This is a genomic window from Stackebrandtia nassauensis DSM 44728, from assembly GCF_000024545.1.
Taxonomy (GTDB): Bacteria; Actinomycetota; Actinomycetes; order Mycobacteriales; family Micromonosporaceae; genus Stackebrandtia; species Stackebrandtia nassauensis.
The window spans coordinates 1,473,365-1,495,576 of the sequence record NC_013947.1; the positions used below are offsets into that span (position 1 = coordinate 1,473,365).

At 68.1% G+C, this 22,212-nt stretch carries 21 protein-coding genes; 5 read left to right on the plus strand and 16 right to left on the minus strand.

What is annotated here, in order from left to right; translation table 11 throughout:
* Positions 1-10 precede the first annotated feature (10 nt).
* From SNAS_RS06845 to SNAS_RS06855, 3 genes are all read right to left on the minus strand, one after another.
* Positions 11-418, minus strand: a complete 408-nt coding sequence (locus SNAS_RS06845; RefSeq protein ID WP_013016668.1) for a hypothetical protein — start codon at positions 416-418, stop codon at positions 11-13.
* 25 nt (positions 419-443) lie between these two features.
* Complete coding sequence (locus SNAS_RS06850) at positions 444-947, minus strand: hypothetical protein (RefSeq protein ID WP_013016669.1); 504 nt, start codon at positions 945-947, stop codon at positions 444-446.
* Positions 948-1,253: 306 nt separating this feature from the next.
* Complete coding sequence (locus tag SNAS_RS06855; protein WP_013016670.1) at positions 1,254-4,529, minus strand: NACHT domain-containing protein; 3,276 nt, start codon at positions 4,527-4,529, stop codon at positions 1,254-1,256.
* 268 nt (positions 4,530-4,797) lie between these two features.
* Here SNAS_RS06855 and icmA point away from each other — a divergent pair, with 268 nt between their 5' ends.
* Complete coding sequence (gene icmA / locus SNAS_RS06860) at positions 4,798-6,534, plus strand: coenzyme B12-dependent isobutyryl-CoA mutase large subunit (RefSeq protein WP_013016671.1); 1,737 nt, start codon at positions 4,798-4,800, stop codon at positions 6,532-6,534.
* Positions 6,535-6,540: 6 nt separating this feature from the next.
* Here icmA and SNAS_RS32475 read toward each other — a convergent pair whose 3' ends face one another.
* The 3 genes from SNAS_RS32475 to SNAS_RS06875 form a co-directional block, all read right to left on the minus strand.
* Positions 6,541-7,191, minus strand: coding sequence for a phosphatase PAP2 family protein (locus SNAS_RS32475; protein ID WP_013016672.1), 651 nt, complete (start codon positions 7,189-7,191; stop codon positions 6,541-6,543).
* A 68-nt stretch (positions 7,192-7,259) separates the two neighbouring features.
* Positions 7,260-7,691, minus strand: coding sequence for an ASCH domain-containing protein (locus SNAS_RS06870; RefSeq protein ID WP_013016673.1), 432 nt, complete (start codon positions 7,689-7,691; stop codon positions 7,260-7,262).
* Between the two features lie 108 nt (positions 7,692-7,799).
* Positions 7,800-8,825, minus strand: coding sequence for a hypothetical protein (locus SNAS_RS06875; RefSeq protein ID WP_013016674.1), 1,026 nt, complete (start codon positions 8,823-8,825; stop codon positions 7,800-7,802).
* Between the two features lie 96 nt (positions 8,826-8,921).
* Here SNAS_RS06875 and SNAS_RS32480 point away from each other — a divergent pair, with 96 nt between their 5' ends.
* Positions 8,922-9,485: an exonuclease/endonuclease/phosphatase family protein gene (locus SNAS_RS32480; RefSeq protein WP_144300417.1), complete on the plus strand. Its 564-nt coding sequence runs from the start codon at positions 8,922-8,924 to the stop codon at positions 9,483-9,485.
* Between the two features lie 52 nt (positions 9,486-9,537).
* Here the strand turns inward: SNAS_RS32480 and SNAS_RS06885 are convergent, their stop codons facing one another.
* The 3 genes from SNAS_RS06885 to SNAS_RS06895 form a co-directional block, all read right to left on the minus strand.
* On the minus strand, positions 9,538-9,999 hold the full coding sequence (locus SNAS_RS06885) for a VOC family protein (RefSeq protein WP_013016676.1): 462 nt from the start codon (positions 9,997-9,999) through the stop codon (positions 9,538-9,540).
* Positions 10,000-10,032: 33 nt separating this feature from the next.
* On the minus strand, positions 10,033-10,509 hold the full coding sequence (locus SNAS_RS06890) for a helix-turn-helix transcriptional regulator (protein ID WP_013016677.1): 477 nt from the start codon (positions 10,507-10,509) through the stop codon (positions 10,033-10,035).
* Between the two features lie 64 nt (positions 10,510-10,573).
* Positions 10,574-11,434 carry an Fpg/Nei family DNA glycosylase gene (locus SNAS_RS06895; RefSeq protein ID WP_013016678.1) on the minus strand — a complete coding sequence of 287 codons (861 nt, stop codon included), beginning with the start codon at positions 11,432-11,434 and terminating at the stop codon, positions 10,574-10,576.
* 109 nt (positions 11,435-11,543) lie between these two features.
* Between SNAS_RS06895 and SNAS_RS06900 the strand changes: the two genes are divergently transcribed.
* Positions 11,544-12,128 carry a TIGR03086 family metal-binding protein gene (locus SNAS_RS06900; RefSeq protein ID WP_013016679.1) on the plus strand — a complete coding sequence of 195 codons (585 nt, stop codon included), beginning with the start codon at positions 11,544-11,546 and terminating at the stop codon, positions 12,126-12,128.
* Between the two features lie 26 nt (positions 12,129-12,154).
* On the opposite strand, the gene SNAS_RS06905 is transcribed toward SNAS_RS06900, so the two are convergent.
* Positions 12,155-12,769, minus strand: coding sequence for an MBL fold metallo-hydrolase (locus SNAS_RS06905; RefSeq protein ID WP_013016680.1), 615 nt, complete (start codon positions 12,767-12,769; stop codon positions 12,155-12,157).
* Complete coding sequence (locus SNAS_RS06910) at positions 12,766-13,851, minus strand: S-(hydroxymethyl)mycothiol dehydrogenase (RefSeq protein WP_013016681.1); 1,086 nt, start codon at positions 13,849-13,851, stop codon at positions 12,766-12,768. The genes SNAS_RS06905 and SNAS_RS06910 overlap by 4 nt, the downstream gene beginning before the upstream one ends.
* A 127-nt stretch (positions 13,852-13,978) precedes the next feature.
* Between SNAS_RS06910 and SNAS_RS32485 the strand changes: the two genes are divergently transcribed.
* Positions 13,979-14,578: a PepSY domain-containing protein gene (locus tag SNAS_RS32485; protein WP_144300418.1), complete on the plus strand. Its 600-nt coding sequence runs from the start codon at positions 13,979-13,981 to the stop codon at positions 14,576-14,578.
* A gap of 131 nt (positions 14,579-14,709) precedes the next feature.
* On the plus strand, positions 14,710-16,332 hold the full coding sequence (locus SNAS_RS06920; RefSeq protein WP_013016683.1) for an alpha/beta hydrolase family protein: 1,623 nt from the start codon (positions 14,710-14,712) through the stop codon (positions 16,330-16,332).
* Between the two features lie 10 nt (positions 16,333-16,342).
* Here the strand turns inward: SNAS_RS06920 and SNAS_RS06925 are convergent, their stop codons facing one another.
* The 5 genes from SNAS_RS06925 to SNAS_RS06945 are packed head-to-tail and all read right to left on the minus strand — an operon-like array spanning position 16,343 to position 21,923.
* Entirely contained in the window at positions 16,343-17,554 is a 1,212-nt protein-coding gene (locus SNAS_RS06925) for a CehA/McbA family metallohydrolase (protein ID WP_013016684.1), read from the minus strand.
* Positions 17,555-17,577: 23 nt separating this feature from the next.
* On the minus strand, positions 17,578-18,654 hold the full coding sequence (locus SNAS_RS06930) for an ABC transporter ATP-binding protein (RefSeq protein ID WP_013016685.1): 1,077 nt from the start codon (positions 18,652-18,654) through the stop codon (positions 17,578-17,580).
* Positions 18,654-19,535, minus strand: coding sequence for a carbohydrate ABC transporter permease (locus SNAS_RS06935; RefSeq protein WP_013016686.1), 882 nt, complete (start codon positions 19,533-19,535; stop codon positions 18,654-18,656). Before SNAS_RS06935 ends, SNAS_RS06930 begins: the two co-directional genes overlap by 1 nt.
* Complete coding sequence (locus SNAS_RS06940) at positions 19,532-20,500, minus strand: carbohydrate ABC transporter permease (RefSeq protein ID WP_013016687.1); 969 nt, start codon at positions 20,498-20,500, stop codon at positions 19,532-19,534. Before SNAS_RS06940 ends, SNAS_RS06935 begins: the two co-directional genes overlap by 4 nt.
* Positions 20,475-21,923: an extracellular solute-binding protein gene (locus SNAS_RS06945; RefSeq protein WP_013016688.1), complete on the minus strand. Its 1,449-nt coding sequence runs from the start codon at positions 21,921-21,923 to the stop codon at positions 20,475-20,477. The genes SNAS_RS06940 and SNAS_RS06945 overlap by 26 nt, the downstream gene beginning before the upstream one ends.
* Positions 21,924-22,212: the final 289 nt, after the last annotated feature.

The following is a 22,212-nucleotide window of genomic DNA, read 5'->3' on the forward strand; positions in this document are numbered from 1 at the left end:
CTGACCGTGCCTATTCGTCGTTGCCGAGTGGTGCCACCGGATCGCCCTCCGGTTCGACCACGTACTCCGGCGGCGTCTGGTTCTCGTCACCCACCGCCTCCAGGAACTCCTTACCCGCGTCGGTGATCCCGTTCGCGGCATCTCCATCCACAAAGGTGAACTCCGAGACCGCGAGGTCCAGCGCCAGCCGCGTGGCCCGGGCCGACACCGCGGTCCGGAACAGTGCCAGCTGAACGATCTCCCGGTAGATGTTCCAGGAGTCGAACGCCTTTCCGTACTTGCCTTCGTCTCCTTCGGCCACGTCACCGTCGAGCTGTTCGGTCAGCTTGATGTAGGCGTCCTCCACGGCCGAGATGTCCATATGGGCGGTCATCCAGAGCTTGTGGATGTCGCCGCCGGTGACCTGGTTGTCTCCCATTGCGATTCCTTTCGAGAGCTGGTTGTCAGTGCGGGAAATGCTTGGCGCGCAACAGTCGCAGCTTCCGCCGCCAGTCGAGCACCATGGCGGCGTAGCCGCTTCCCACCTCGGCGGCGAACGCCGTCTCATCCACGCTGGACAGCGAACCGTCGCGGATGACGACGTTCCAGCGCCGCAGCCCGGTGGTACTGACGAAGACGCGATGGCCGGTGGACATCCCCTCGGCGACGGTCTCCTCGCGCTCGGCCTCGTAGCGGCGGCCGTTGGCCCGCCACGGTTTGAACGGCTCGGCGGGGCGTCCGGTGGCTTCGGCGACGGCAGCGAACCGGGCCTGCCGGTAGTCCGTCCACAGCCGAGCGAGGAGGTTGGAGAGCTGGCGTTCCAGCCCGCGTTCGTTGTAGTGGCGGACGCTGCCGTCCCGGAACTCGAACGACACGTCGTCGAGCGAGCGGAGGACACCGGTCACCAGGCCGTCTGGTGTGGATAGTTCGATGCGCGTGCTGGCGAGTCGATCGGCCACGATTCCCATGGGGCTCCTTTGCGCATGACGAGGCACCGGCTGTGGGGCCGGGTTGAGCCTCTGGTGTTTGTTTGTTCCCGGACGTGTTGGGATTGGGACCTTTTTAGCCCAGGTTTGTGGTTCTAGCAAGGGTCAAACACAGAAGCGGGCATGGGCGGGAAGGCGGATGTGGGGCGTGACCTGGGGGATCGGGGTGGAAAATTCGTTGAGATTTTTTCCCGAGCGGTGTGGCTGACAGGGTGATTTAGCTGGGAAAACTGTGCCGTAGGGGCATAGTTTGGCGGCGTGGGAGAACTCGGATGTGGTTGCGGAGGTTTAGCTGAGGCGCCGCACCCTTACGCCTGGCCCGACGTTGCAGACCTCATGAAACTTGGAAACGCCGATGGTGATGTCGCGGTCGGCGAACGGCGCGAGATCGATGACCGTCGAATCCTCAGGCGAATCCCGCAGGTACAGGTACTTGAGCTGCGGAACTTTGGCGAGAACCGCCAGATTGGGCAGCGTCTTGAATCCGTCGAGTTGCAAGGATCGAAGACTCGTGAAGTCGATGAGCGCTTCCAGGTTGGATATCGAACATTCGTAAAGGCCAAGGCCCGTCAAGGCGGGCAACGCGGAGATCGCCGCGAGATCGTCCTCGAGGTCCATATGGAACAGCGTGAGATTCCGAAGCTGGGGAGCCCACATCGGAAGCGAGGCGATACTTCTCGGAGCGGACGAGCGCTCACCGCCTGGCGGTCCACCCAGCGACAGCGCACGAAGGCTGCTGAATGTGGACAATCTACTGAGGTCGGTGTTGGGGGAGATGCTCCACAGGCCGAGTTGCGTGAGTTTGGTGAGCGACCATATGGGCGAGAGATCGGTATCACCATCAGCCTGAACGAACAGGGTGAGCAGCGACTCGCAGTCGGCGAGGAAACTGAGATCCATGTGGACGGTGGACGTCAGTGCCAGGTCGCGCAGCTTGGGCAGCCGCGTCAGCGGAGTGGGGTCAAAGACGGCGGTGGTACGGATCCGCACACTCTCCAGGCCGCCGTGCTGCTCCAAGGGTGCGACATCGTCGAAGCCGCCCCGGACGTCGACCGAGGTCAGACAGGGAACCGCGTTCAGGATCGAGATGTCGTCGACGCTGTCGAGCGCCACGTGGGTGGCCCGCAAGCGCTGTAGGTAGCTCAACACCGGAATCACGTCCTGTGAATTGACGGTGATGGCGCCGTCGACCAGGAGAGCGTTCGCCAGTACCTCTCGCGCGTACTCCTTCGGGTTGAAGTACGACCACGCGTCGATGAGAGCCTCCTGCACCTGCCGCCTGGAATCGGCGGCGAAATCGCGCAGCACGTTCACGGCCTTGGGGCCGTTCACCAAAGCCGCCGTCAGGATCGTCGAGCTGGCGGCCGCCTCGGACAACCGCTCGGGAATCCGAGGCAGGTAACGCAGCAGGGGAGGACCGATACGGGCAAGTGAGATCGCCTCGGACCTGTTGCGCGGCGGTAGCAGACTGGCCAGCGCTCGTTCCATGCGCGGGCCGAGACCGGGATCCAGGTCAGGCATGGTTTCCAAGCAGGACGCGGCCAGGATGTGCAGGCGCCGGGCGTATCGCTGGTCCGTGTCGGCGCGGTTGAGTACACCGGTGATGAGCTCCGAACGTTGCGGGGCGTTGGCCAGCCCCGCGGCAAGGGTGACGATCTCGTGCCATTCATCGCGGTGGGCGTTCTCCACGAGTAGCCCCATGTCGCCATTGTCGGCAGCCTGGTCGGCGGCCAGGAACTCCTGGAACGTGCGGTGAATGAAGTCGACGCGTCCTGACTGCGGCTCCCGGATCACGCCACTGCGTTCCAGGAGGTACTCGAAAATCGCCTCGGCATTCTGATCGACGCTGGGCATCGATCGCAGTTTCTTCGCGATACGGGCCGTCGCCGCGTCTCGGGGAAGTTCGGTCCGATTGTTGAGGGACAGCCGCCAGGCCAGGTCACGCAGTAGCGTGCGCTTTTCCGTCTGACCCAGATGGGGAATCGTGATGGGGATCTGGCGCTCGGCGTCGCGACGATCGATGAGCATCACCATCGCGGCCCGGTACAGCTCTACGCGGTCGGTGGGCAGATGGCGACGTCGGTCGAGGTTGAGCGCGCACAGCATGGCGCACAGTAGCGGCGTGGTCGCCAGCGCCCGCAGGTCGGCGTTGGCTTTCATCTTGATGCGGATGTCCCGCTCGTAGTCGGGAAGGTCGCTTGAGCGACACGGCAGTTTTCTGGAGTCGCGGATCGCCAGGTGCCAGTGCCGGATCAGTTGTCGAACATCCGAAGACGACATGGGGGCGAGCATCGCTTCCCCGAAGCCTTCTGTGTGGAGGCTGAAGTCGTCCGTCGCCGTGCGGCGTGAGGTCACCACCCAGCGAGATTTCGGGAAGCTCTTCACCAGTTGGGAAAGCCAATTCCGAACTCCCGCACGCTCCCCATTGGGCAGTTCGTCCACGCCGTCGATGAGCAGCAACGCCCGGCCGGACTCGAGTGCTCTGTGGACGAAGCCCTCCGGCATCAAGCCGCGCAGGTGTGGGGCCGTGTCGGCGAGAAAGTGTTCGGGCGCCGGGAGCTTCTCGCCTTCCCAACTGCGCAGCTTGATGAGGAACGGAACCATTCCGTTGAGGTCGGCCAGGTCGGCATCGAAGCTGGACCGTGCCGCGTTGACCGCCAGCCAGCGCAGCAGGGTTGATTTGCCGGAACCGGCTTCTCCTCTGATCAGGATGCGTTCGGAGAGGCCGAGCACACGTTCGACCCTGACGGTTTGATGGCCTTGCCGATAGTCGAATTCTGGCTGTGAATAGACGACGCCGCGAGGGGCGTGGTCATCTGTGGGCCGCAATTGCCGCGTGCGCACCGACAGTCCGATGTACGCGACGGACAGGGTGGTGCGGGCGTTGTAGCGCCGCAGGTCAACTCCGAAAAGGTCCAGGACGTCGAGGTTGTTCTTGACGGCGTGCAGGTACTTGGCGCGAAATTCTTCGTCCCCATCAGCACCCTGCGGCGCGACGGGGTTGGTAAACGACACCCGCTCCAGGGCCGTGGTCAGTGTCTCTTCGATCTGAGAGATTCGCTCCAGCAACTCGGTCAACACGCGCGGCTGGTATTCGGGAAGATTGATGACCAGCTGAACCAGACACTCGCAGGTGTTGTGGACCAGCAACCGGTAGAACTGCTCGCCAGCCTCGCTGAGATCGGTACCGTCACGTCCACCGGCTTCCGACTCCAGCAGCCGGTTCGCCAGCGCCTCGGACTGCAGGGCGACGGCGAACAGTCCCTTGTCGGACATATCGGCCGCCTCAAACGCGGTAATGGCCCGCAGAGTGGCCGCAGTCTGTTCACCGGAGTCGAGATTGGTGAACTCGTTGCGGTACAACTCCTGCAGTCGCTGCGCAACGGAGTCGGTGATCGTTTGCAGGTGCCGTTTGAAGCTCCTGCGGACGAAGAAGCTGGTCCTGGGTTCAACCAGTTCCGAAAGGGACGTTTCGCCGCGAAGATCACTGTGCCGCTTGGTGAGTACACGTTTGAAAGCTGCGCTTACGACAGTTCCCGCTAGTCTGAGCAGCAGTTGCTCCATAGCGGCCGATGCTACGCCTCAGTTGTGGCGCAACACATACCGGCAGCCATGATCACTTGTGGCTCGTCAACGGTAAAGAATGTGGACATAGACCGATCCCAAACCATCACGTTCGTGGTCTCGAACCCCGGCTGAGGATAACCGCCACTCCCAACCAGTGCATCTCGTCACACCCCCAGCTCAGCCCCCTCCGCCCTAACTCCCGTTAAGGTCCGCGACCTAAGATGGCACCAGCACACAATGCTGACCCGAAGGGACGTGCGCGCACGTGGACGCCAACGACATCTCCGCAGGCCGCAAGCGCTGGCAGGAACGCTACGACGCCGCTCGCAAGCGGGACGCTGACTTCACCACGCTGTCCGGGCTGGAAGTCGAGCCCGCCTATGGGCCCGCCGAGGGCTCGACCGACCCGCGGTTGGGGCGGATCGGGTGGCCCGGCGAGTTTCCGTTCACCCGGGGGCTGTACCCGACCGGGTATCGGGGGCGGGCGTGGACGATTCGCCAGTTCGCGGGGTTCGGCAACGCTGTTCAGACCAACGAGCGGTACAAGATGCTGCTCAAGTCGGGTGGTGGCGGGTTGTCGGTCGCCTTCGACATGCCGACGCTGATGGGCCGGGACTCCGACGACCCCCAGTCGCTGGGGGAGGTCGGGCACTGTGGGGTGGCGATCGACTCCGCCGCCGACATGGACGTCCTGTTCGGCGGTATTCCGCTGGCCGACGTGACGACGTCGATGACGATCTCGGGTCCGGCCGTGCCGGTGTTCTGCATGTACCTGGCCTCGGCCGAGCGGCAGGGCGCCGACATCTCGAAGCTCGACGGCACGCTGCAGACCGACATCTTCAAGGAGTACATCGCGCAGAAGGAGTGGCTGTTCCCGCCGGAACCCCACCTGCGCCTGATCGGCGACCTGATGGCCTACACCAACGCCGAGATCCCGCGCTACAAGCCGCTGTCGGTGTCCGGCTACCACATCCGTGAGGCCGGTTCGACCGCCGCTCAGGAGCTCGCGTTCACCATCGCCGACGGGTTCGGTTACGTCGAGCTGGGCCTGTCGCGCGGTCTCGACGTCAACACCTTCGCGCCCGGACTGTCGTTCTTCTTCGACTCGCACATCGACTTCTTCGAGGAGATCGCCAAGTTCCGCGCCGCCCGCCGCATCTGGGCGCGCTGGATGCGCGACGTCTACGGCGCCACCAGTGAACGGGCGCAGTGGATGCGTTTCCACACCCAGACCGCGGGTGTGTCGCTGACGGCTCAGCAGCCCACCAACAACGTGGTCCGCACCGCCGTCGAAGCGCTCGCGGCCGTCCTGGGCGGCACCAACTCGTTGCACACCAACGCTTTGGACGAGACCCTGGCCCTGCCGACCGACGAGACCGCCGAGATCGCGCTGCGCACCCAGACCGTCCTGATGGAGGAAACCGGCATCACCAACGTGGCCGACCCGCTGGGCGGCTCCTGGTACGTCGAAGCCCTCACCGACCGCATCGAGGCTGAGGCCGAGGCGATCTTCACCCAGATCCTCGCCCTGGGCGGCGAATCCGACGGCTCGACGGCGGGCCAGACCGCCCGCGAGGCCATGGGCACCGGCCGCCACGAGATCGGCCCGGTCACCTCGGGCATCCTGCGCGGCATCGAGGAGGGCTGGTTCACGGCGGGAATCGCCGAGGCCGCCTTCACCTACCAGCAGCAACTCGAACGCGGCGAGAAGAAGATCGTCGGCGTCAACTGCCACACCGAGACCGTGGCCAAGGAGCTGGAGATCCTGCGCATCTCCGGCGACGTGGAACGCGAACAGGTCGCGGCACTGGCCGACCGCCGCTCCAACCGCGACAAGGACACCGTCGACGCGGCCCTCAACCGGATGGTCCAGGTCTCCCGCACCGACGACAACATCATCCCCGCGATGATGGACGCCGTCCGCGTCGAGGCCACCCTCGGCGAGATCTGCGACGCCCTGCGCGCCGAGTGGGGCGAGTACCGCGAACCCGCGCGGTTCTAGCGGCGGCTAGGAGACCGGCGCGGTGGCGGGTTGCCACCACGGGACGATGCGCAGGACCGCGATCGCGAGCAGGCCGATGCCCGCGGTGGCCGTGATGGCGCCCGCGACGTCGAGGAGCCAGTGCTCGGCGAGCACCACGCGGCTGGCCGATACGGCCAGTACCGCGACGGCGCCGGTGCTGGCAGCCAGTCGGCCCCAGCGGGGGTCGGCGAGCCAGAACAGTACGGCCGCGGTGAACAGGGCGGCGGTGGCGATCGTGGCGTGGCCGCTGGGGTAGGTGGAGGCTTCCGGTTGCATCGGTGGGCCCGGGCGCATCACGAGCTGTTGGATGGCCAGGACGGAACCGCAGATCGGGATCAGCAGCAGTCCGCGCGCCAGGAGGCTGAGATGCGGCTTGCCCTGGGCGCGGCGGCGGATCAGCAGCGTGATCGCGGCGGCGGGTACCGCGGCCAGCGCCAGGAGGGTGCCCACGCCGCTGGTGGCGGTGGCGATGGTGGTGATGAGGCTGTCGGGGGCGGCGTACCAGTGGTCGATGATCCACGCGTCGGCTGGCGGGACGACGTCGCGGAGCAACAGTCCGATGAGGATGGATGTGGTCACGGCGGCCAGGCCAGTGGCGGCCAGCCGTCGGTGGTGGGTCTTCGGTTCCGTTGTCATGCCGACAATCTAGCGACGTCGAGGCCGGGTTGGCATGGATGAAAACCCTGAGCTTGACCCTGAACCGGTCAGCGGAGGTTGGTGATGAGGCGGAAGCGTTCGAGGACGACGATGGTGGAGTCGTCCACTGTGAAGTTGGGGTCGCCCATGGCTTCGCGCATCGCGTCGCTGTGCCAGAAGCTCTCGTGGTCGGCGCGCCAGTCGGCGACGGAGGTGTTGCCCTCTCCCTCGTCGATCACGTGGGCCAGGTCGACGTCGGACAGTGGGGCGGTCTTGACCTCGGTGACCTCGATGATGCCCACGGGTTGGTCGGCGGAGTCGACCAGGACGCTGTGCTCGCCGGGTTGGGGCAGCGGGTCGCCGGACAGTTCGTAGTCGGCGAGGATGCCGGTCGTGGAGGTCTTGGAGCCGTCGAGGATCGCGGCCACGAGCTTGTCGCGCAGTGGGCCGGGGAAGGCGAACTCGGCTTTGGGCAGGTGCGAGTAGTCAGCGCTGGTCACGTGGGAACTGTAACCGGAAGAGCGCGACGGGGGCCGGGATTATTCGGCGCCGGGGCTGGCCCGCGGGGTAGAGGTCGCGGGCCAGCCCCGACGGGGGCGGTGAGGGGATCAGTAGTGCACTCGGGCGCGAACGGCGCGGTGGTCGGAGTAGCGGCGGTCGGCGCGGTCGGTGCCGGTCACCTGGCGGTCGGCGGCGTCGCCCTCGTCGAAGCCGATCGTGTGGGTGGCGGTCACCTTGGGGACGCCGCCGGGTTTGGCGGCGAAGAGGAAGTCGATCCGGCTGGTGCCGCTGCCGTTGGTTGAGTTGGCGCGCAGGCACTTGGCGAGTTCGCCTGACTTCTCGCACTTGTCGAAGACGACGTCGCGCAGGCCCAGTTTGCCGCCCAGGTCGGCGTTGATCGACTTGTACCAGCCGCGGTAGTCGGTTCCGCCCGAGGTCGCGGTGTAGTTGAAGTCGCCGCCGACGACGCGCAGGTCACCGCCGTATCCCTTGGCGGACAGTTCTTCGGCGATCTCGCGGGCGTTGCTGGCCGCGCACGGGGGTCCGCCGGAGCGTTTGGTGGCCCAGTGGACTGAGGCCGCGGTGACGTGCTTTCCGGACAGCCTGTCCTTCAGCAGTACCTTGACGGCCTGGGTGCGGGCCTGGTTGCTGTTGACGCACTCGCCTTTGGAGTTGAGCGCCTGGGCTCGCCAGGTGTTGTTGTCGGCGTTGGCGACGGAGAAGCGTTCGGTGCTGTAGATGACGGCGTTGGTCTGGTATTGCTTCGGGGCGCCGCAGGGGGACTTCATCTTCTTGGGCGTGGGGTCGGCGATCTTGGCGGCGTACTGTTCGCCGAACATCTTCTCCATTTTGGAGACGAGCTTGTCGAGCTGGCGTTTGCCGCTGATCTGGTGGACCAGGTAGATGTCGGGATTGTGGTCCTGGACCTTCATGTAGTACAGCAGGTCGGTCCAGTCGCCGTGGCACTCCAGGTTGGCGGTGGGCAGGTTCTCGACGTTCTCGTTGTAGACCTGGATGTGGCGGGGGTCGTCGGCGGCGCGGGCGGGGTCGGCCAGCGCCAGTGGGCTTATCGCCACCGCGGCGGTGACGGTGACGGCCGCGATGAGCGCGGCCTTCCAAGTGGGTTTTCGCACCGGGGCAACATATCGACATTCGTGCCTGGTGAGGCTGTTGTCGCGGGACGAGTTCGCTGTGGTGTGGACGAACGGTGGAGGTGTGGTGGCTGAGCGGTGGATATCAATGTGGGCACCGATTCCAGCCCGAGGAGTGGCGCCCGATCCTGGCAGGCGCGGCTGCCGAGGATCGAGAAGGTGGTCAAGGCGGAGCAGCCGACGATCCTGGGCACCCAGGAGGGGCGCGGCAACCAGATCCGGGACTTGAAGGACCGGCTGCCCGGGTACTGGTGGGCGTGGCGGGGCCGCGAGAAGGACGGCAGCGGCGAGACCTGCGCGGCCTTCTACCGCAAGGACCGGCTGGAGAAACTGGACGAGGGGCACCGGTGGCTGTCGACGACGCCGACGGTGCCCGGCTCGATCAGTTGGGGCGCCAAGACCATGATCGACGGGAGCTTCCACGACTCCTGGAACCACAAGGCCGCGCGGGTCACGCCGACCTACGGCACCGCCAACGGGTGGCGGCCCCGGCCGAAGCCCGACGGCCGCCGCATCGACTGGATCATCGCGACCGAACGGTTCGCCGTCCACAAGGCGGGCATCAACACCTGGGTGACCCGGCACGACAACCTCTGTTCCGACCACTGGGCGGTGCAGGCGGTCGTGTCGCTGGCGGCGTGACGCGGAGCCGGAACCGGGAGGAGAAGGGCCGCACCGGTTCCGGTCCGCACACTCAGGAGTCGCCGGGTTCGAACGCCTCGGACATCGCCTGGTCGTCGAAGGCCTGCGCGTTGAGTTCGTTGAGGCTGTACCAGTTTCCCGAGTTGTCGCGGAACACCGCCTCGACGCCGTAGGGCCGGTCCTGCGGTTCCTGGAGGAACTCGACGCCGCGCGCCGAGTACTCCTTGAACGTGGCCCGGCAGTCGTCGGTGTTCCAGGCGCCCGCGCTCAACGCGCCCTTGGCCAGCAGCGTCCGCAGCATCGCGGCGGTCTCCTCGTCGTGGCTGGGCGGGCCGGGCACCGTCAACGACAGCTGGAACTGTGGACTGTCGGGCGGGTAGACCGTCAGCCAGCGGTAGCCGTTCTCCATCTTCAGGTCGGCGCGCAGTTTGAAGCCGAGTTTGGTGGTGAAGAATTCCAGCGCCTCGTCGTAGTCGTTGACGTAGACGCTGGCCACCCCGAGTCTGGTGATCATGTTGCTCTCCTTGTTGTCGGTTCGGGTTCGACGCTAAGGGGTGGCGGACGGGGAAGGCTTCTCCTGAATTGCGCTCTTCGCGGCGTCGGCGGGCATGGGTCCGGCGGACATCAGCAGGAAGCAGCCGGGGATCGGGGGCGGGCCCGCGCGGTGGGCGCGGCGCTGGAACTCCGAGGGGCTGACGCCGACCAGTTCGGTGAACCGGGAACTGAAGGAGCCGAGGCTGGCGAAACCCACCAGGTAACAGACCTCGGTGACGGTGAGGTTCGCGACCCGCAGCAGTTCCTGGGCCCGTTCGACGCGGCGACGGCTCAGGTAGCGGCTGGGAGTGGTGCCGTAGGCGGCGCGAAACGCCCGCACGAAGTAGAACCGGCTGTATCCGGCGGCAGCGGCCATCGCGTCCAGGTCGAGCGGCCGGGAGTAGTGGCCGTCGATGAGGTCGCGGGCGCGACGCATCGCCACCAGGGTCTCGATCGCCGCGGTGCCCGGATAGCCGCGTCCTGTCGCCACTCGACCTCCATGAACGGGGTTGTGTCCGCTGCGACCATACGTTGCCGCTCGGACGAAAACCGGGCTACTTCAGCAGCCGCGACATCCGACGGTCGGCGAGTTTCCTGCCGCCGGTCTGGCAGGTCGGGCAGTACTGCAGCGCCGAGTCGGCGAACGAGACCTCGGCGATGGTGTCGCCGCACACCGGGCACGGCTGCCCGGCGCGGCCGTGGACGCGCAGGCTGTCGTGCTTGTGCGCCTTGAGATCCTTGGCCGCCGAACCCGACGACGCCGCCACCGCGGTCCGCAGCGTGTCGACCATCGCTTCATAGAGGACGGACACGTCGGTGTCGGTGAGCGAGTCGGCGAGCTTGAACGGCGACATCCGGGCGGCGTGCAGGATCTCGTCGGAGTAGGCGTTGCCGATGCCCGCGATCAGTTTCTGGTCCCGCAGCAGGCCCTTGATCTGGGTGCGGCGGCCCGACAGCACCGCCGCGAACGCCGCCTCGGTGAACGACTCGGCCAGCGGATCGGGCCCGAGACCGGCGATGCCGGGGACCTGCGCGGGGTCGGACACGACGTACACGGCCAGCCGTTTCTTCGTTCCGGCCTCGGACAGGTCGAACCCGGAACCGTCGTCGAGGGCCAGCCGCAGCGCCAGCGGGTGTTTGCCGGGCCGCAGCGGCGTGGCCGCGAGCTTGTCGTTCCAGCGCAGCCAACCGGCGCGGGCCAGGTGGAAGATCAGGTGGGTGCCGTCGGCGTCCAGGTCGAGGAACTTGCCGTGCCGGTCCACGGCGGTGATCCGGCGGCCGTGCAGCGCCGTCGGGGGCGGGTCGAAGGTCTTCAGCGCGGTGATCGAGGCGACGTCGACGCGTTTGACCTCGTGCGACACCGCCCGGCGGCGCAGGAAGTCCGCGAGCGCCTCCACCTCGGGTAGCTCCGGCATGTATCCAGTGTCGCAAGCTCGGCGACCGGATGCGAAAACTTTCGTCCGCACCGATGAGTCCCGGCCGCGATTACCGTCTACCCACAGAACCCTATGACAGGAGTACCCCATGTCCATCGACCTGACCGCCTCCACCCAGCACGTCGCCGCGCTGTTGAGCGGGGTGCGCGACGAGCACCTGACCGCGCCGACCCCGTGCGGCGAGTACACGGTGGCCGCGCTGCTGGACCACATCATGGGCTTTTCCTCGGCTTTCACGTGGATAGCGCGCAAGCAGGACGAGGGGTTGTCCGACGACCCGCCGCACGCGCGCGCCGAGGACCTGGATCCGCGGTGGCGGGAGCTGTTGCCGGGGCGGCTGACGGAACTCGGCGAAGCCTGGCGCGACCCCGCCGCCGACGAGGGGCAGGCGCGGGCCGCGGGTGTGGAACTGCCGCGGTCGGTGTGGCGCCTGGTGGCGCTCAACGAGCTGCTCGTCCACGGTTGGGACCTGGCCACGGCGACCGGTCAGCCGTACCGGACGGATCCGGCGGCGGTGGCCGTGACGGTCGAGTTCATGGGACAGGACGCCGACGACCCCGCTTCGCGCGAGAACAACCCCGCGTTCGGGCCGATCGTGACGGTGCCGGACGACGCCCCGGCCATCGACCGGGCCGTGGGCCTGTCGGGACGCGACCCGGGCTGGAAGCCGTAGTCGTAGCTCCCCGTGAGCCCGAGCCGTCAGGTCAGGTTGTCCGCCTCGGCACCGATGGTGGTGTCGGGGCCGTGTCCGGTGTGGACGACCGTTTCGGGCGGCAGTTCCATCAGCTTGGCCTTGATGGACGCCACCAGCGTGTCCCGGTCGCTGTGGGAACGTCCGGTGGCGCCCGGGCCGCCCTCGAACAGCGTGTCGCCGGTGAACACCGCCCCCAGCTGCGGCGCGTACAGGCACACCGCGCCGGGAGCGTGCCCCGGCGTGTGCAGCACCTCCAAGCGCAGCCCGCCGATGGTGAGGGTCTGACCGTCGCTGAGGTCGGCGTCAGGGGCGCGGTCGGGGTGGGTCTGGTCCCACAGCACCCGGTCGTCGGGGTGCAGCAGGATCGGGACCTCGCCCGACAGCGCCCGGGCCAGCTTGGGGGCCGCGTTGACGTGGTCGTTGTGGGCGTGGGTGCACACGATCGCGCTCACCCGCCGGTCGCCGACCGCCTTGGCGATCGCGCGCGAGTCGTGCGCGGCGTCGATGACCAGCACCTCGGTGTCGGTGCCGATCAGCCAGACGTTGTTGTCGACGTCCCAACTGCCTCCGTCCAGTGTGAACACCCCGGACGTGATGACCTTCTCGACCGTGATCCTCACAGCTCCACCACCGATCGCAGCACCTCGCCGCGGCCCATGCGCGTGAAGGCCGCCTCCACGTCGTCCAGGCCGATCGTCTCGGACACGAACACGTCCAGGTCGAGCCGTCCCTGCCGGTACAGGTCGATCAGCATCGGGAAGTCCCGCGACGGCAGGCAGTCGCCGTACCAGGAGGACTTCAGGGCGCCGCCGCGCGCGAACACGTCCAGCAGCGGCAACTCCAGCCGCATGTCGGGCGTCGGCACTCCGACCAGCACCACCGTGCCCGCCAGGTCGCGCGCGTAGAACGCCTGCTCGTAGGTCTCGGGGCGGCCGACGGCCTCGATGACGACGTCGGCGCCGTTGCCGTCGGTCAGCTCCCGCACCGCCTCGACCACGTCGACACCGTAGGCGTCCACGGTGTGGGTGGCGCCCAGCTGCTTGGCCCAGTCGAGTTTGCGCCGGTCGACGTCGATGGCGATGATGCGGCTCGCGCCCGCCAGCCGGGAACCCGCGACAGCCGCGCTGCCGACGCCGCCGCAGCCGATGACCGCCACCGAGTCGCCGCGGCCGACGTTGCCGGTGTTGACGGCGGCGCCGATTCCGGCCATGACGCCGCAGCCCAGCAGTCCGGCGACCGCCGGGGACGCTTCCGGGTCGACCTTGGTGCACTGTCCCGCGGCGACCAGGGTCTTCTCCGCGAAGGCCCCGATGCCCAGTGCCGGGCTCAGCTCGGTGCCGTCCACAAGGGTCATCTTCTGGGTGGCGTTGTGGGTGTTGAAGCAGTACTGGGACCGGCCCCGGCGGCAGGCCCGGCAGTCGCCGCACACCGCCCGCCAGTTGAGGATCACGAAGTCGCCGGGCGCGACGTCGGTGACGTCCGGCCCGACGGCCTCCACGACGCCGGAAGCCTCGTGGCCCAACAGGAACGGGTATTCGTCGTTGATGCCGCCGTCGCGGTAGTGCACGTCGGTGTGGCACACCCCGCACGCCCGCACCCTCACCAGCGCCTCACCGGGACCGGGATCGGGCACCACAATGGTCTCGATACTCACCTCGGCGTTCTTGGCCGCGGCGATCACTCCGCGCACCTGCTGGGACATGGCACTCACCTCGGGAATTCTCAGGACGGATTTCCGCCCAGCATACGGATCCGGTGCCACCGACGCGATAGTCCGAAGTTGACGAATTGGCGGAAGCGGGGGCGCGGCGGGCAATATGATCGCGACCATGCGAACACGTAACGTCATTTCCGCTGTTGGAGCCGCCGCCCTGTCCGTCGTCCTGCTGGGGGCCTGCGGCGACGGCGACGACGATGCCGGCGACAACGACAAGGACGACTCCACCTCGGCCTCCGCCTCCGGAGACGACGGGGCGGCGTCGCCGGACCCCAATGTGGGCAGTGGCGCCAAGATCGCGGTCGCCGCGATGGACACCGCGGCCGCCGACGTCAAGGGCGGCAAGGTCCTCGACCTGGACCGTGACGACGACAGCGGCGGTCAGCAGTGGGAGACTACCGTCGCGGAGGGCACCAAGGCCGAGTACGAACTGCGGGTCTCGGCCGACGGCACCAAGGTGGAGTCCAACAACAAGGACAACGACCTCGACGAGGACCTCGCGCAGCTCGCCGACGCCAAACTGTCCGCACAGGACGCCGCCAAACGGGCCGCCAAGGACCACCCCGGTGACGTCACCGGGGTCGACTTCGACGTCCCCGACGGCGGCGGCGACCCGACCTGGCAGGTGACCCTGAACGACAACGGCTCGGCCACCGAGTACACGCTCGACGCCGACAGCGGCAAGACGCTCAACTCCGAAGCCGACGACTGAGTCCACGCCGTACCGGCCGGTCCCGCGCGATGCGCGGGACCGACCGTTGTCGCGTCCGGGCCGCGACCTTGCCCGGTTCGGGCCCGCACCCGGCCCGTCGGCGGCATGATGAGCGGCGGGGAGGGACCGCCATGACCGTGCTGACCGAGGCCGTCACCTTGACCGCTCTGCAACTGCGCGACGACGCCGAGGTACTCGACGCGCTGTCGGGCTCCGTGGCCGCCGCCGAGGCCCGCGCACTGCACGGCTACGCCCGGCAGTGCCGCCGCGCCGCCTGCGATCTCGGCCGGGCCGCCTACGCGATGGAGGCCTGCCAGGGCAACCGTCCGGCGGCCCACCGCATCAGCATGCGGCCCCGGCCGGTCACCGAGATCGCCGAGGAACCCGCGGCGGTGATCGCGCGGGTCGCGCACGGCATCCGGCGGGCCTCGCTGCGGCTGACCTCGGTGTTGACCCACCCCGACCTGGCCCGGCAGCTGTGGCGCTCGCCCCGGCGGGCGGTGCACGCGTGGGCGCGGCTGCTGGCGGCGCTCACCGACCCCGGCGGGCTGGGCTATTCGGTGTCGGCGGTGCGCCGCGACGAGCGGCTGCCGCACCGTCCCACCCGGCTGGCCGGCGCCTACAAGACCCCGATGCGGGTCCTGGCCGGGCTGGCCGCCTACGCGGGCACGGTCACCGGACAGGAGAGCCTGGCCGCGCGGGTCGCGGTACTGGCGATGCGGCTGCGGATGGCCGACATCGTCGAAGACCACCCCGAGATGACCGAGTACGAGCCACTGCGGCGGCTCATCGACGCCCTGTTCGACGACCGACAACTGGACGCGGTGCGGGCGTTCCGCCAGATCCAGCGGGACCGGGGCACCGAGACCGCGATCGCGCTGCTGGCACCGGCCTTCACCGAACTGGGCGCCACCCTGGCACTGCTGGACGAGAACCCGTTCAACGACCGCTTCGGCTGGAACGTGCTGGTGGGGGAGCGCGTCACCGTCGAACCGCTGGCGGGCGTCAACCTGGACCGGGTCGCCGGTTTCGACACCGGCGCGGGCCGCGCCGAACTCATGGCCGCCCCACCGGAACTGTCGATCGGCGCGGGCATCGCCGACTACATGGACGCCATCGCCGACCTGGGCACCCGGGGCCTGATCGCGATCCGCGAGACCCGCGGCCCCGACGGCCTCACCCGCTACCTGCTGCTGGCGCCGGGCATGGCGGTCGGCGCCCCGCGTCAGGAGTCACCGCAGGACCTGGTGGGCGCCATCAACAACGTGCTGCGTCCCGACTCGCCCTACACCCGCGCCATCATGAAGGCGCTGCTGCACGCGGGCGTACCCGGCGGCGTCGACCTGGCCCTCGTGGGCCACAGCGAGGGCGGCGCGGCGGCCATGAACCTGGCGGGCAACGCGGGATTCTGCGCCCGCCACACCGTCACCCACGTGATCGCCATCGGCGCGCCCATCGACGCCAAACGCGCGATCGACCGGCGCACCAAGGTGGCGTCCATCGTCAACTCCCACGACTTCGTGCCCACACTGGACGGACTGAACATCCGCTCGATGGGTGGCGAACCGCGCGGCTGGTACATGCGCGAGTACACCGACGACACCCACGAGTTCCCGGCCTGCCACTCGGCCCGCGCCTACGCGAAGAACCTGCGCGTGGACGTCCCGGACGCGGCCACCCACATCGACGCCATGCTCGCCGCCCACCGGGGCGAGCCGGTGCGCACGCTGGTGTACTGCCTCAGCGACGACTGAATCCGGGCTGTCAGTTCGCGATCGCCAGCACCGTGGTGCGGGAGTCCTCCAGCCAGTGCGGTCCCGCCGGGGCGGGGAACCGGGCCGTCTCGCCGCGCACCAGTCGGCGTCGTCCCGAGTAGTCGCTGAGGATCGCGCCGTCGGCGGCCACCGCGACCAGTTCGTCCTCGACGCGCAGCAGCGCCGGGCCGTCGATGTCGGCCGCGATCGCGACCGTGCCGGTTCGCAGGGCCTCCAGGACCGCCGCCACCGTCGGCTCGCCGTCGGGGACCAGGACCCAGGTGGTGGGTTGGCCGAGCGGGCGGTCGCGGCCGGGTTCGTGGAAGTCGGAGCCGCCGATCGCGGTGGTGGCCGTGCCGTTGGCCAGCCACCACGCCAGTGGGCCGCTCCAGGTGCGGTCGCGCCAGGTGCAGTGCCACACCTCGGCCAGCGGGGCGGGGCGGGACAGGTGCTGGCGCCAGGCGCAGTCGACCGCGATGGGGTGGTTGACCGACAGCAGGCCACCGGCGGCCTCGGTGGTCTCGAGCCAGTGTTGGGCCGGACGGCGGAAGTCGATCCACGGCAGCGGCCCGAAGGCGTTGGCGTGCCCGCGTTCGGTGGTCACCTCCTGGCCGGGCAGCAGCAGGACGCCGTGCCGGTCACCGGCGGCGGCCAGGTGCGGGTGGTGGCTGACGGTGTTGTGGTCGGTGACCGCCAGGAAGTCCAGCCCGGCGGACGCCGCCGACGCGGCGAGCGCGTCGAGGCTGAGCGTCCCGTCGGAGTGCTCGGAGTGGGAGTGCAGATCGCCCGCCGCCCAACGCATCCCGGTGGGAGCGGGCAGGTCGCGGCGGGGACGGCGCTCGGTGGCGACCGGCACCCGTTCCTCGACGCGGGTCACCGGATCGGCCGAGGTCGCGATCGTGACGGTGTACTCCAGCGGTTGCGGCACCCGGTGCAGACCGAGCACCACATTCCACTGTCCGGTTTCGAGTTCGCCCGGCAGGTAGCCGGGGGTCGCGGCCGACTCGCCGATCTCACAGCGGTCGCGGGCGCCGCCCGACCAGCCCCGAAAGCCTTCCGCGCCAAAGCAACCCAGGTCCAGCACGCCGCCCGCGCGCGGGTACTCCAGCCGCACCCGCACCGCGTTCGTCCCGGTGGGCACCTCGAACGGCAGGTACCGGTAGAAGCCCTCGGCCCGATCGCCGGGCGTCCAGACACCGGTCAGTGTGGTCTCGGCCGCCATCGCAGTTCCCCGTTTCCTGGCCGTCAGCCGCCGTTGATGAGGGTGCCGTCGCCGTCGCGGTAGACCAGCAGCCGTCCCGGGACCGGTTTCAGGTGCACCCTCTGGCCCGGTGTGGGTTCGTCCTCTTCGGGCACCGTCGCGCCGACGTTCAGTTCGCCGCAGGCCACCGTCACCAGTGTCGAGGTCCCCAGGTTCTCCAGGATGGACACTTCGCCGGTCAGCCCGGGGCCCTCGCCCACGGTCAGCTCCAGGTACTCCGGCCGCACGCCGACGACGACCTTGTCGCCCTCGCCGACCTGCGGCGCCACCGGTTCCGGCAGCGCCAGCCTGTCGTCGCCAATCACCAGTTCGCCGTCGGTGACGGTGCCCGGCAACAGGTTCATCGGGGTCGAGCCGATGAAGTTGGCCACGAAGGTGTCGGCCGGGCGCGAGAACACCTCGCGCGGGGTGCCCAGCTGCCGGATCTGGCCCGCGTCCATGACCGCGATCCGATCCGCCAACGCCAGCGCCTCGGCCTGGTCGTGGGTGACGAAGACCGTGGTGACGCCGAGCTCGCGCTGGAGCTTCTTCAGGAACGTGCGCGCCTCCAGCCGCAGCCGGGCGTCCAGGTTCGACAGTGGCTCGTCGAACAGGAACACCTGCGGGTGGCAGGCCACCGCCCGCGCCAGCGCGACCCGCTGCTGCTGCCCGCCCGACAGCGCGCCGGGCTTGCGGTCCAGCAGTTTCGCCAGCCCCAGCTGACCGGAGACCTCGTCGACCTTGGCGTAGCGTTCGGCCTTGGGACGGCCCTTGATCTTGAGCGGGTAGGCGATGTTGTCGGCCACCGACATGTGCGGGAACAGCGCGTAGTCCTGGAACACCATCGCCACCTCGCGGGAGCCGGGCGGCTTGCGGGTCACGTCGCGCTCCCCGATGGACAGTGTCCCCTTGGTGGCGTCCTCCAGGCCCGCGATGGTGCGCAGCAGCGTGGTCTTGCCGCAGCCGGACGGGCCCAAGAGCGCGAAGAACTCGCCGTCGGCGATGGACAGGTTCAGGTCGTCCAGGGCCTTCACCCCACCGGGGTACACCTTGGTCACGGCCGTCAGATCGATACCGGACATCAGCTCTTGATACCTCCGTGGAAGCGGAAACCGTAGCGGCGTGCGACGAACAGGTACAGCACCACGACCGGCAGCGAGTACACCAGCGAGAACGCGCCCAAAAGCGCCAGGTTGGGTTGACCGGCCTCGGTGTACATGGTCTGCATGAGCACCGCGCCGGGTTGTTTCTCAGGGTCGCGCAACAGGATGAACGGGACGAGGAAGTTGCCCCACACGTTGACCACCGACCACACGGTGATGGTGGCCAGGCCGGGCGCGATGAGCGGCGCGACGACGTCCTTGAGGGTGCGCAGCGGCGAGGCGCCGAACACCCGGGCCGACTCCTCATAGGACTTCGGGATGGTGTCGATGAAGTCCTTGAGCATGAAGATCGCCGCGGGCAGCAGTCCGCCCGCCATCACCAGCATCACCGCGAACCGCGAGTCGATGCCCAGCGACGGGTGCACCCCGGCGCCGATCTCGGAGATCAGCAGGTACAGCGGCACCATCGCCGCCGTCCCGGTGACCACACTCGACAACAGCAGCAGGATGTACAGCAGCGCGTCCCGCCCCGGTATCCGCACCCGCGACAGCGCGTAGGACGCCAGCGCCGCGCCGACGACCACGAAGACCGTGGTCCCGGCCGCCAGCAGGATCGAGTTCACCAGCGACGACATGGCGTAGCGGTTGTTGGCCAGGGTGGCGAAGTTGGACAGCGTGAACTCCGGGAAGCCCACGGCGAAGCCGGGACTGGAGTCGAAGGGCGCCGAGATCAGCCACAGCAGCGGCAGCGCGAAGAACACCGCGATCAGACAGCTGGCGACGTAGAAGCCGATGCGGGCGGCGACCTTGCGGGCCACCTGCCGCGCCTCGTCGTGACCGGCGGCGGGTTTGGTCGTCATTTCGGGTTCCTCCGCCGCAGCATCCGCAGGTACACCAGCGCCAGCACCACGTTGGCCAACAGGATCAACAGCGAGATCGCACCGCTGTAACCCAGCTGGCCGTCCAGAAGGCCGGTCTTGTACACGTACACCGCCGCGATCTCGGTGTCGTCACCCGGACCGCCCGCCGTCAACAGGAACGGCGTGAAGTCGTTGAACGTCCACAGTGTGATCAGCAGCGTGTTGGTGAGGATGTGGCCGCGGATGTGCGGGAACACCACGTCCCGCAGCGTCTGCGCGTTGGAGGCACCGGCCAGCCGCGCGGTCTCCACATGCGAGGGCGGGACCGCCGACAGCGCCGCGCCGTACAGCATCATCGAGAACGCCGTGCCGCGCCAGATATTGAAGATCACAATGGACGCCAGCGGGTACTCCACCAGCCAGGCCAGCCCCGGCGTGTTCAGCACCGCGTTGACGGTGCCGCCGTCGCGGTCCAGCATCGCGATCCACAGGAACGCCACCACCGAACTGGGCAGGATCCACGCCAGCAGCACCAGCGTCTCCACGGTGCGCCGCAGCCAGCCGGAGACGTTGCGCAGCGACCAGGCCAGCGCGAAACCGAGCCCGTTCTGCCCCAGCACCGCCGACAGGCCCACGAACAGCAGCGTCAGCCACAGCGAGTGGTAGAACGCCGGATCACCGAGCACCTTGGTGACGTTGTCGATCCCGACGAAGTCGGGACTGACGTGGTTCTCGCCGCTGCGCTCGTAGTTCGTCGCCCCGATGTAGAGCGTCCACAATGCGGGGAACAGCAGGAACACGCCGATGAGCAGCAGCGCCGGAGCCACGAACCCGATGGCCCGCAACCGCCCCAGCCCGACCACGTCGGTGTCGGCCTTGGCCTTGGGGGTGCCGACCGCCGAGACACCCGCGTGGCTGGGCGCCTCGACGGCCGGACCGTCAGCTTCCGGAGACTTTGTCTGCACCGACGATGTCCTCAAGAGCCTTCTGGTATTCCTTGGCCGCCTCGGCCGCGGACTTGCCCTCGACGACCGCGTAGGTCGCCTTCTGCAACGCCTCCGAGACCTTCACGTACTTGCCGTCGGAGGGACGGAACCGGGTCACCGGCACCACGTCCTCGGCGATGAAGGACAACAGCGGGTCGTCGGCCAGGATGTCGGAGTTGACGTCCTCGCGCTGGGTGATGCGCGGCGTGTCGCCGACCTCTTCCTTCACGGCCTTGGCCGAGCCCATGAACTGCATCAGTTCCCACGCCTGCTGCGGGTACTTGGTGTTGGGGTTGATCACCTGGGTGCCGCCGCCGGACATCGACACGAAGTCCTGACCGTCCACACCCGAACCGGGTTTCATCGACGGGATCTTGGCGAACCCGACATCGGAGTCGCGGTTCTTCATCGGGGCGACGCTGGAACCGGGCGAGACGACGTCACGCCAGAAGTAGTCGCCCTCCATCATGATCCCGACCTTGTCCTTGGAGAACCGCTCCTGGGCCTTCTGCCGACCCTGCGCCTCCTTCTGCAGCGTCGCGTCGCCCAGGCCGCCCTGGTAGGTGTCCTCGTAGACGCCCAGGACGTCGCGGATGGCGTCGGTGTCGCCCTGCCACTTGCCGTCCTGGAAGATCTCGTTGCCGGTGCCCGCCAGCAGCGGCAGGAACGCCTCCATCGTGGTGGACTCGCCCATCGCGGTGCCCGCGTTGATCTGCAACGGGGTCACGCCCTTGGCCTTCTTCTTGATCTTCTCGGCCGCGTCGATGATGTCGGCCCAGCTCTTCGGCTGCCAGTCACCCGGCAGTCCCGCCTTCTTGAACACGTTCTTGTTGTAGAACACGACCCGTCCGTCGGTGCCCTTCGGCACGCCGTACTTGTCGCCCTTGTAGGTGCCGTTGGCCTCGACGTTGTCGGGGATCTGCTTCCAGCCGTCCCACTTCTCCATGCTGTCGGCGCCGACGACCTTCTCCAGCGGCAGGATGTACTCCGACTCGGCGAACTCGCCCACCCAGATGCCGTCGATGTCGATGACGTCGGCGCCCTTGCCCGAGTCCAGGTCGAGCCCGATCTTGGACTTGTACTTGGCGTCGTCGACGCCCTGCGGCTCGAACTTCACCTTCGCGGTGATGCCCTTCTTCTTCTGGGCCTTCTCGAACTGCGGGATTACCCACTCCTCGATCCACTTGGCGCCGATCGCGTTCTTGCCGTCGGCGATGGCGTTGGAGGTGATCGTGAGCGTGTACTCCTTGGCGTCGGCGTTCTTGTTCGGGTCGGTCGCGGCGTCGTTTCCGCCGCCCAGACACCCGGCGGCCAGCACGCCGACCAGGCCGAAGCTGGTGGCGGCCGAGACCGCGCGAGCAACCGGTTGCCGATAGCCGGACGCGGGCTTCTTGTGTCGCATGGGAGATCCTTCAATCACGAGAAGTGCGCGCACGGCGGCGGGGAGCGTGTGGTGCGCGATCTTGAGAACCCAGACATTATTCACGGCGGGCGATACCGCGTCAACAGCTCGACGTCGCGCTCGGGGGGATTGAAACGAGCCGGCGTGGAGCGACAGCCGCAGCCTGTGTTGGGCAGGCCGGGCGCTCTACCGTGTTGGGTGTGTCATGCACGGGAGCGCACTCCACGCCGGCTCGGTATTGGGTTGCCAGGGTGTTGAAAAGATGTCGAACTAACAGCATGCCCCGGAC

Excerpts from the sequence above, each read along its gene's own strand:
- SNAS_RS06845 (WP_013016668.1), bottom strand. The coding sequence starts at position 418 with ATGGGAGACAACCAGGTCACCGGCGGCGACATCCACAAGCTCTGGATG.
- SNAS_RS06850 (WP_013016669.1), bottom strand. The coding sequence starts at position 947 with ATGGGAATCGTGGCCGATCGACTCGCCAGCACGCGCATCGAACTATCC.
- SNAS_RS06855 (WP_013016670.1), bottom strand. The coding sequence starts at position 4,529 with ATGGAGCAACTGCTGCTCAGACTAGCGGGAACTGTCGTAAGCGCAGCT.
- SNAS_RS32475 (WP_013016672.1), bottom strand. The coding sequence starts at position 7,191 with ATGACAACGGAACCGAAGACCCACCACCGACGGCTGGCCGCCACTGGC.
- SNAS_RS06885 (WP_013016676.1), bottom strand. The coding sequence starts at position 9,999 with ATGATCACCAGACTCGGGGTGGCCAGCGTCTACGTCAACGACTACGAC.
- SNAS_RS06895 (WP_013016678.1), bottom strand. The coding sequence starts at position 11,434 with ATGCCGGAGCTACCCGAGGTGGAGGCGCTCGCGGACTTCCTGCGCCGC.
- SNAS_RS06900 (WP_013016679.1), top strand. The coding sequence starts at position 11,544 with ATGTCCATCGACCTGACCGCCTCCACCCAGCACGTCGCCGCGCTGTTG.
- SNAS_RS06910 (WP_013016681.1), bottom strand. The coding sequence starts at position 13,851 with ATGTCCCAGCAGGTGCGCGGAGTGATCGCCGCGGCCAAGAACGCCGAG.
- SNAS_RS32485 (WP_144300418.1), top strand. The coding sequence starts at position 13,979 with ATGCGAACACGTAACGTCATTTCCGCTGTTGGAGCCGCCGCCCTGTCC.
- SNAS_RS06920 (WP_013016683.1), top strand. The coding sequence starts at position 14,710 with ATGACCGTGCTGACCGAGGCCGTCACCTTGACCGCTCTGCAACTGCGC.
- SNAS_RS06925 (WP_013016684.1), bottom strand. The coding sequence starts at position 17,554 with ATGGCGGCCGAGACCACACTGACCGGTGTCTGGACGCCCGGCGATCGG.
- SNAS_RS06930 (WP_013016685.1), bottom strand. The coding sequence starts at position 18,654 with ATGTCCGGTATCGATCTGACGGCCGTGACCAAGGTGTACCCCGGTGGG.
- SNAS_RS06935 (WP_013016686.1), bottom strand. The coding sequence starts at position 19,535 with ATGACGACCAAACCCGCCGCCGGTCACGACGAGGCGCGGCAGGTGGCC.
- SNAS_RS06945 (WP_013016688.1), bottom strand. The coding sequence starts at position 21,923 with ATGCGACACAAGAAGCCCGCGTCCGGCTATCGGCAACCGGTTGCTCGC.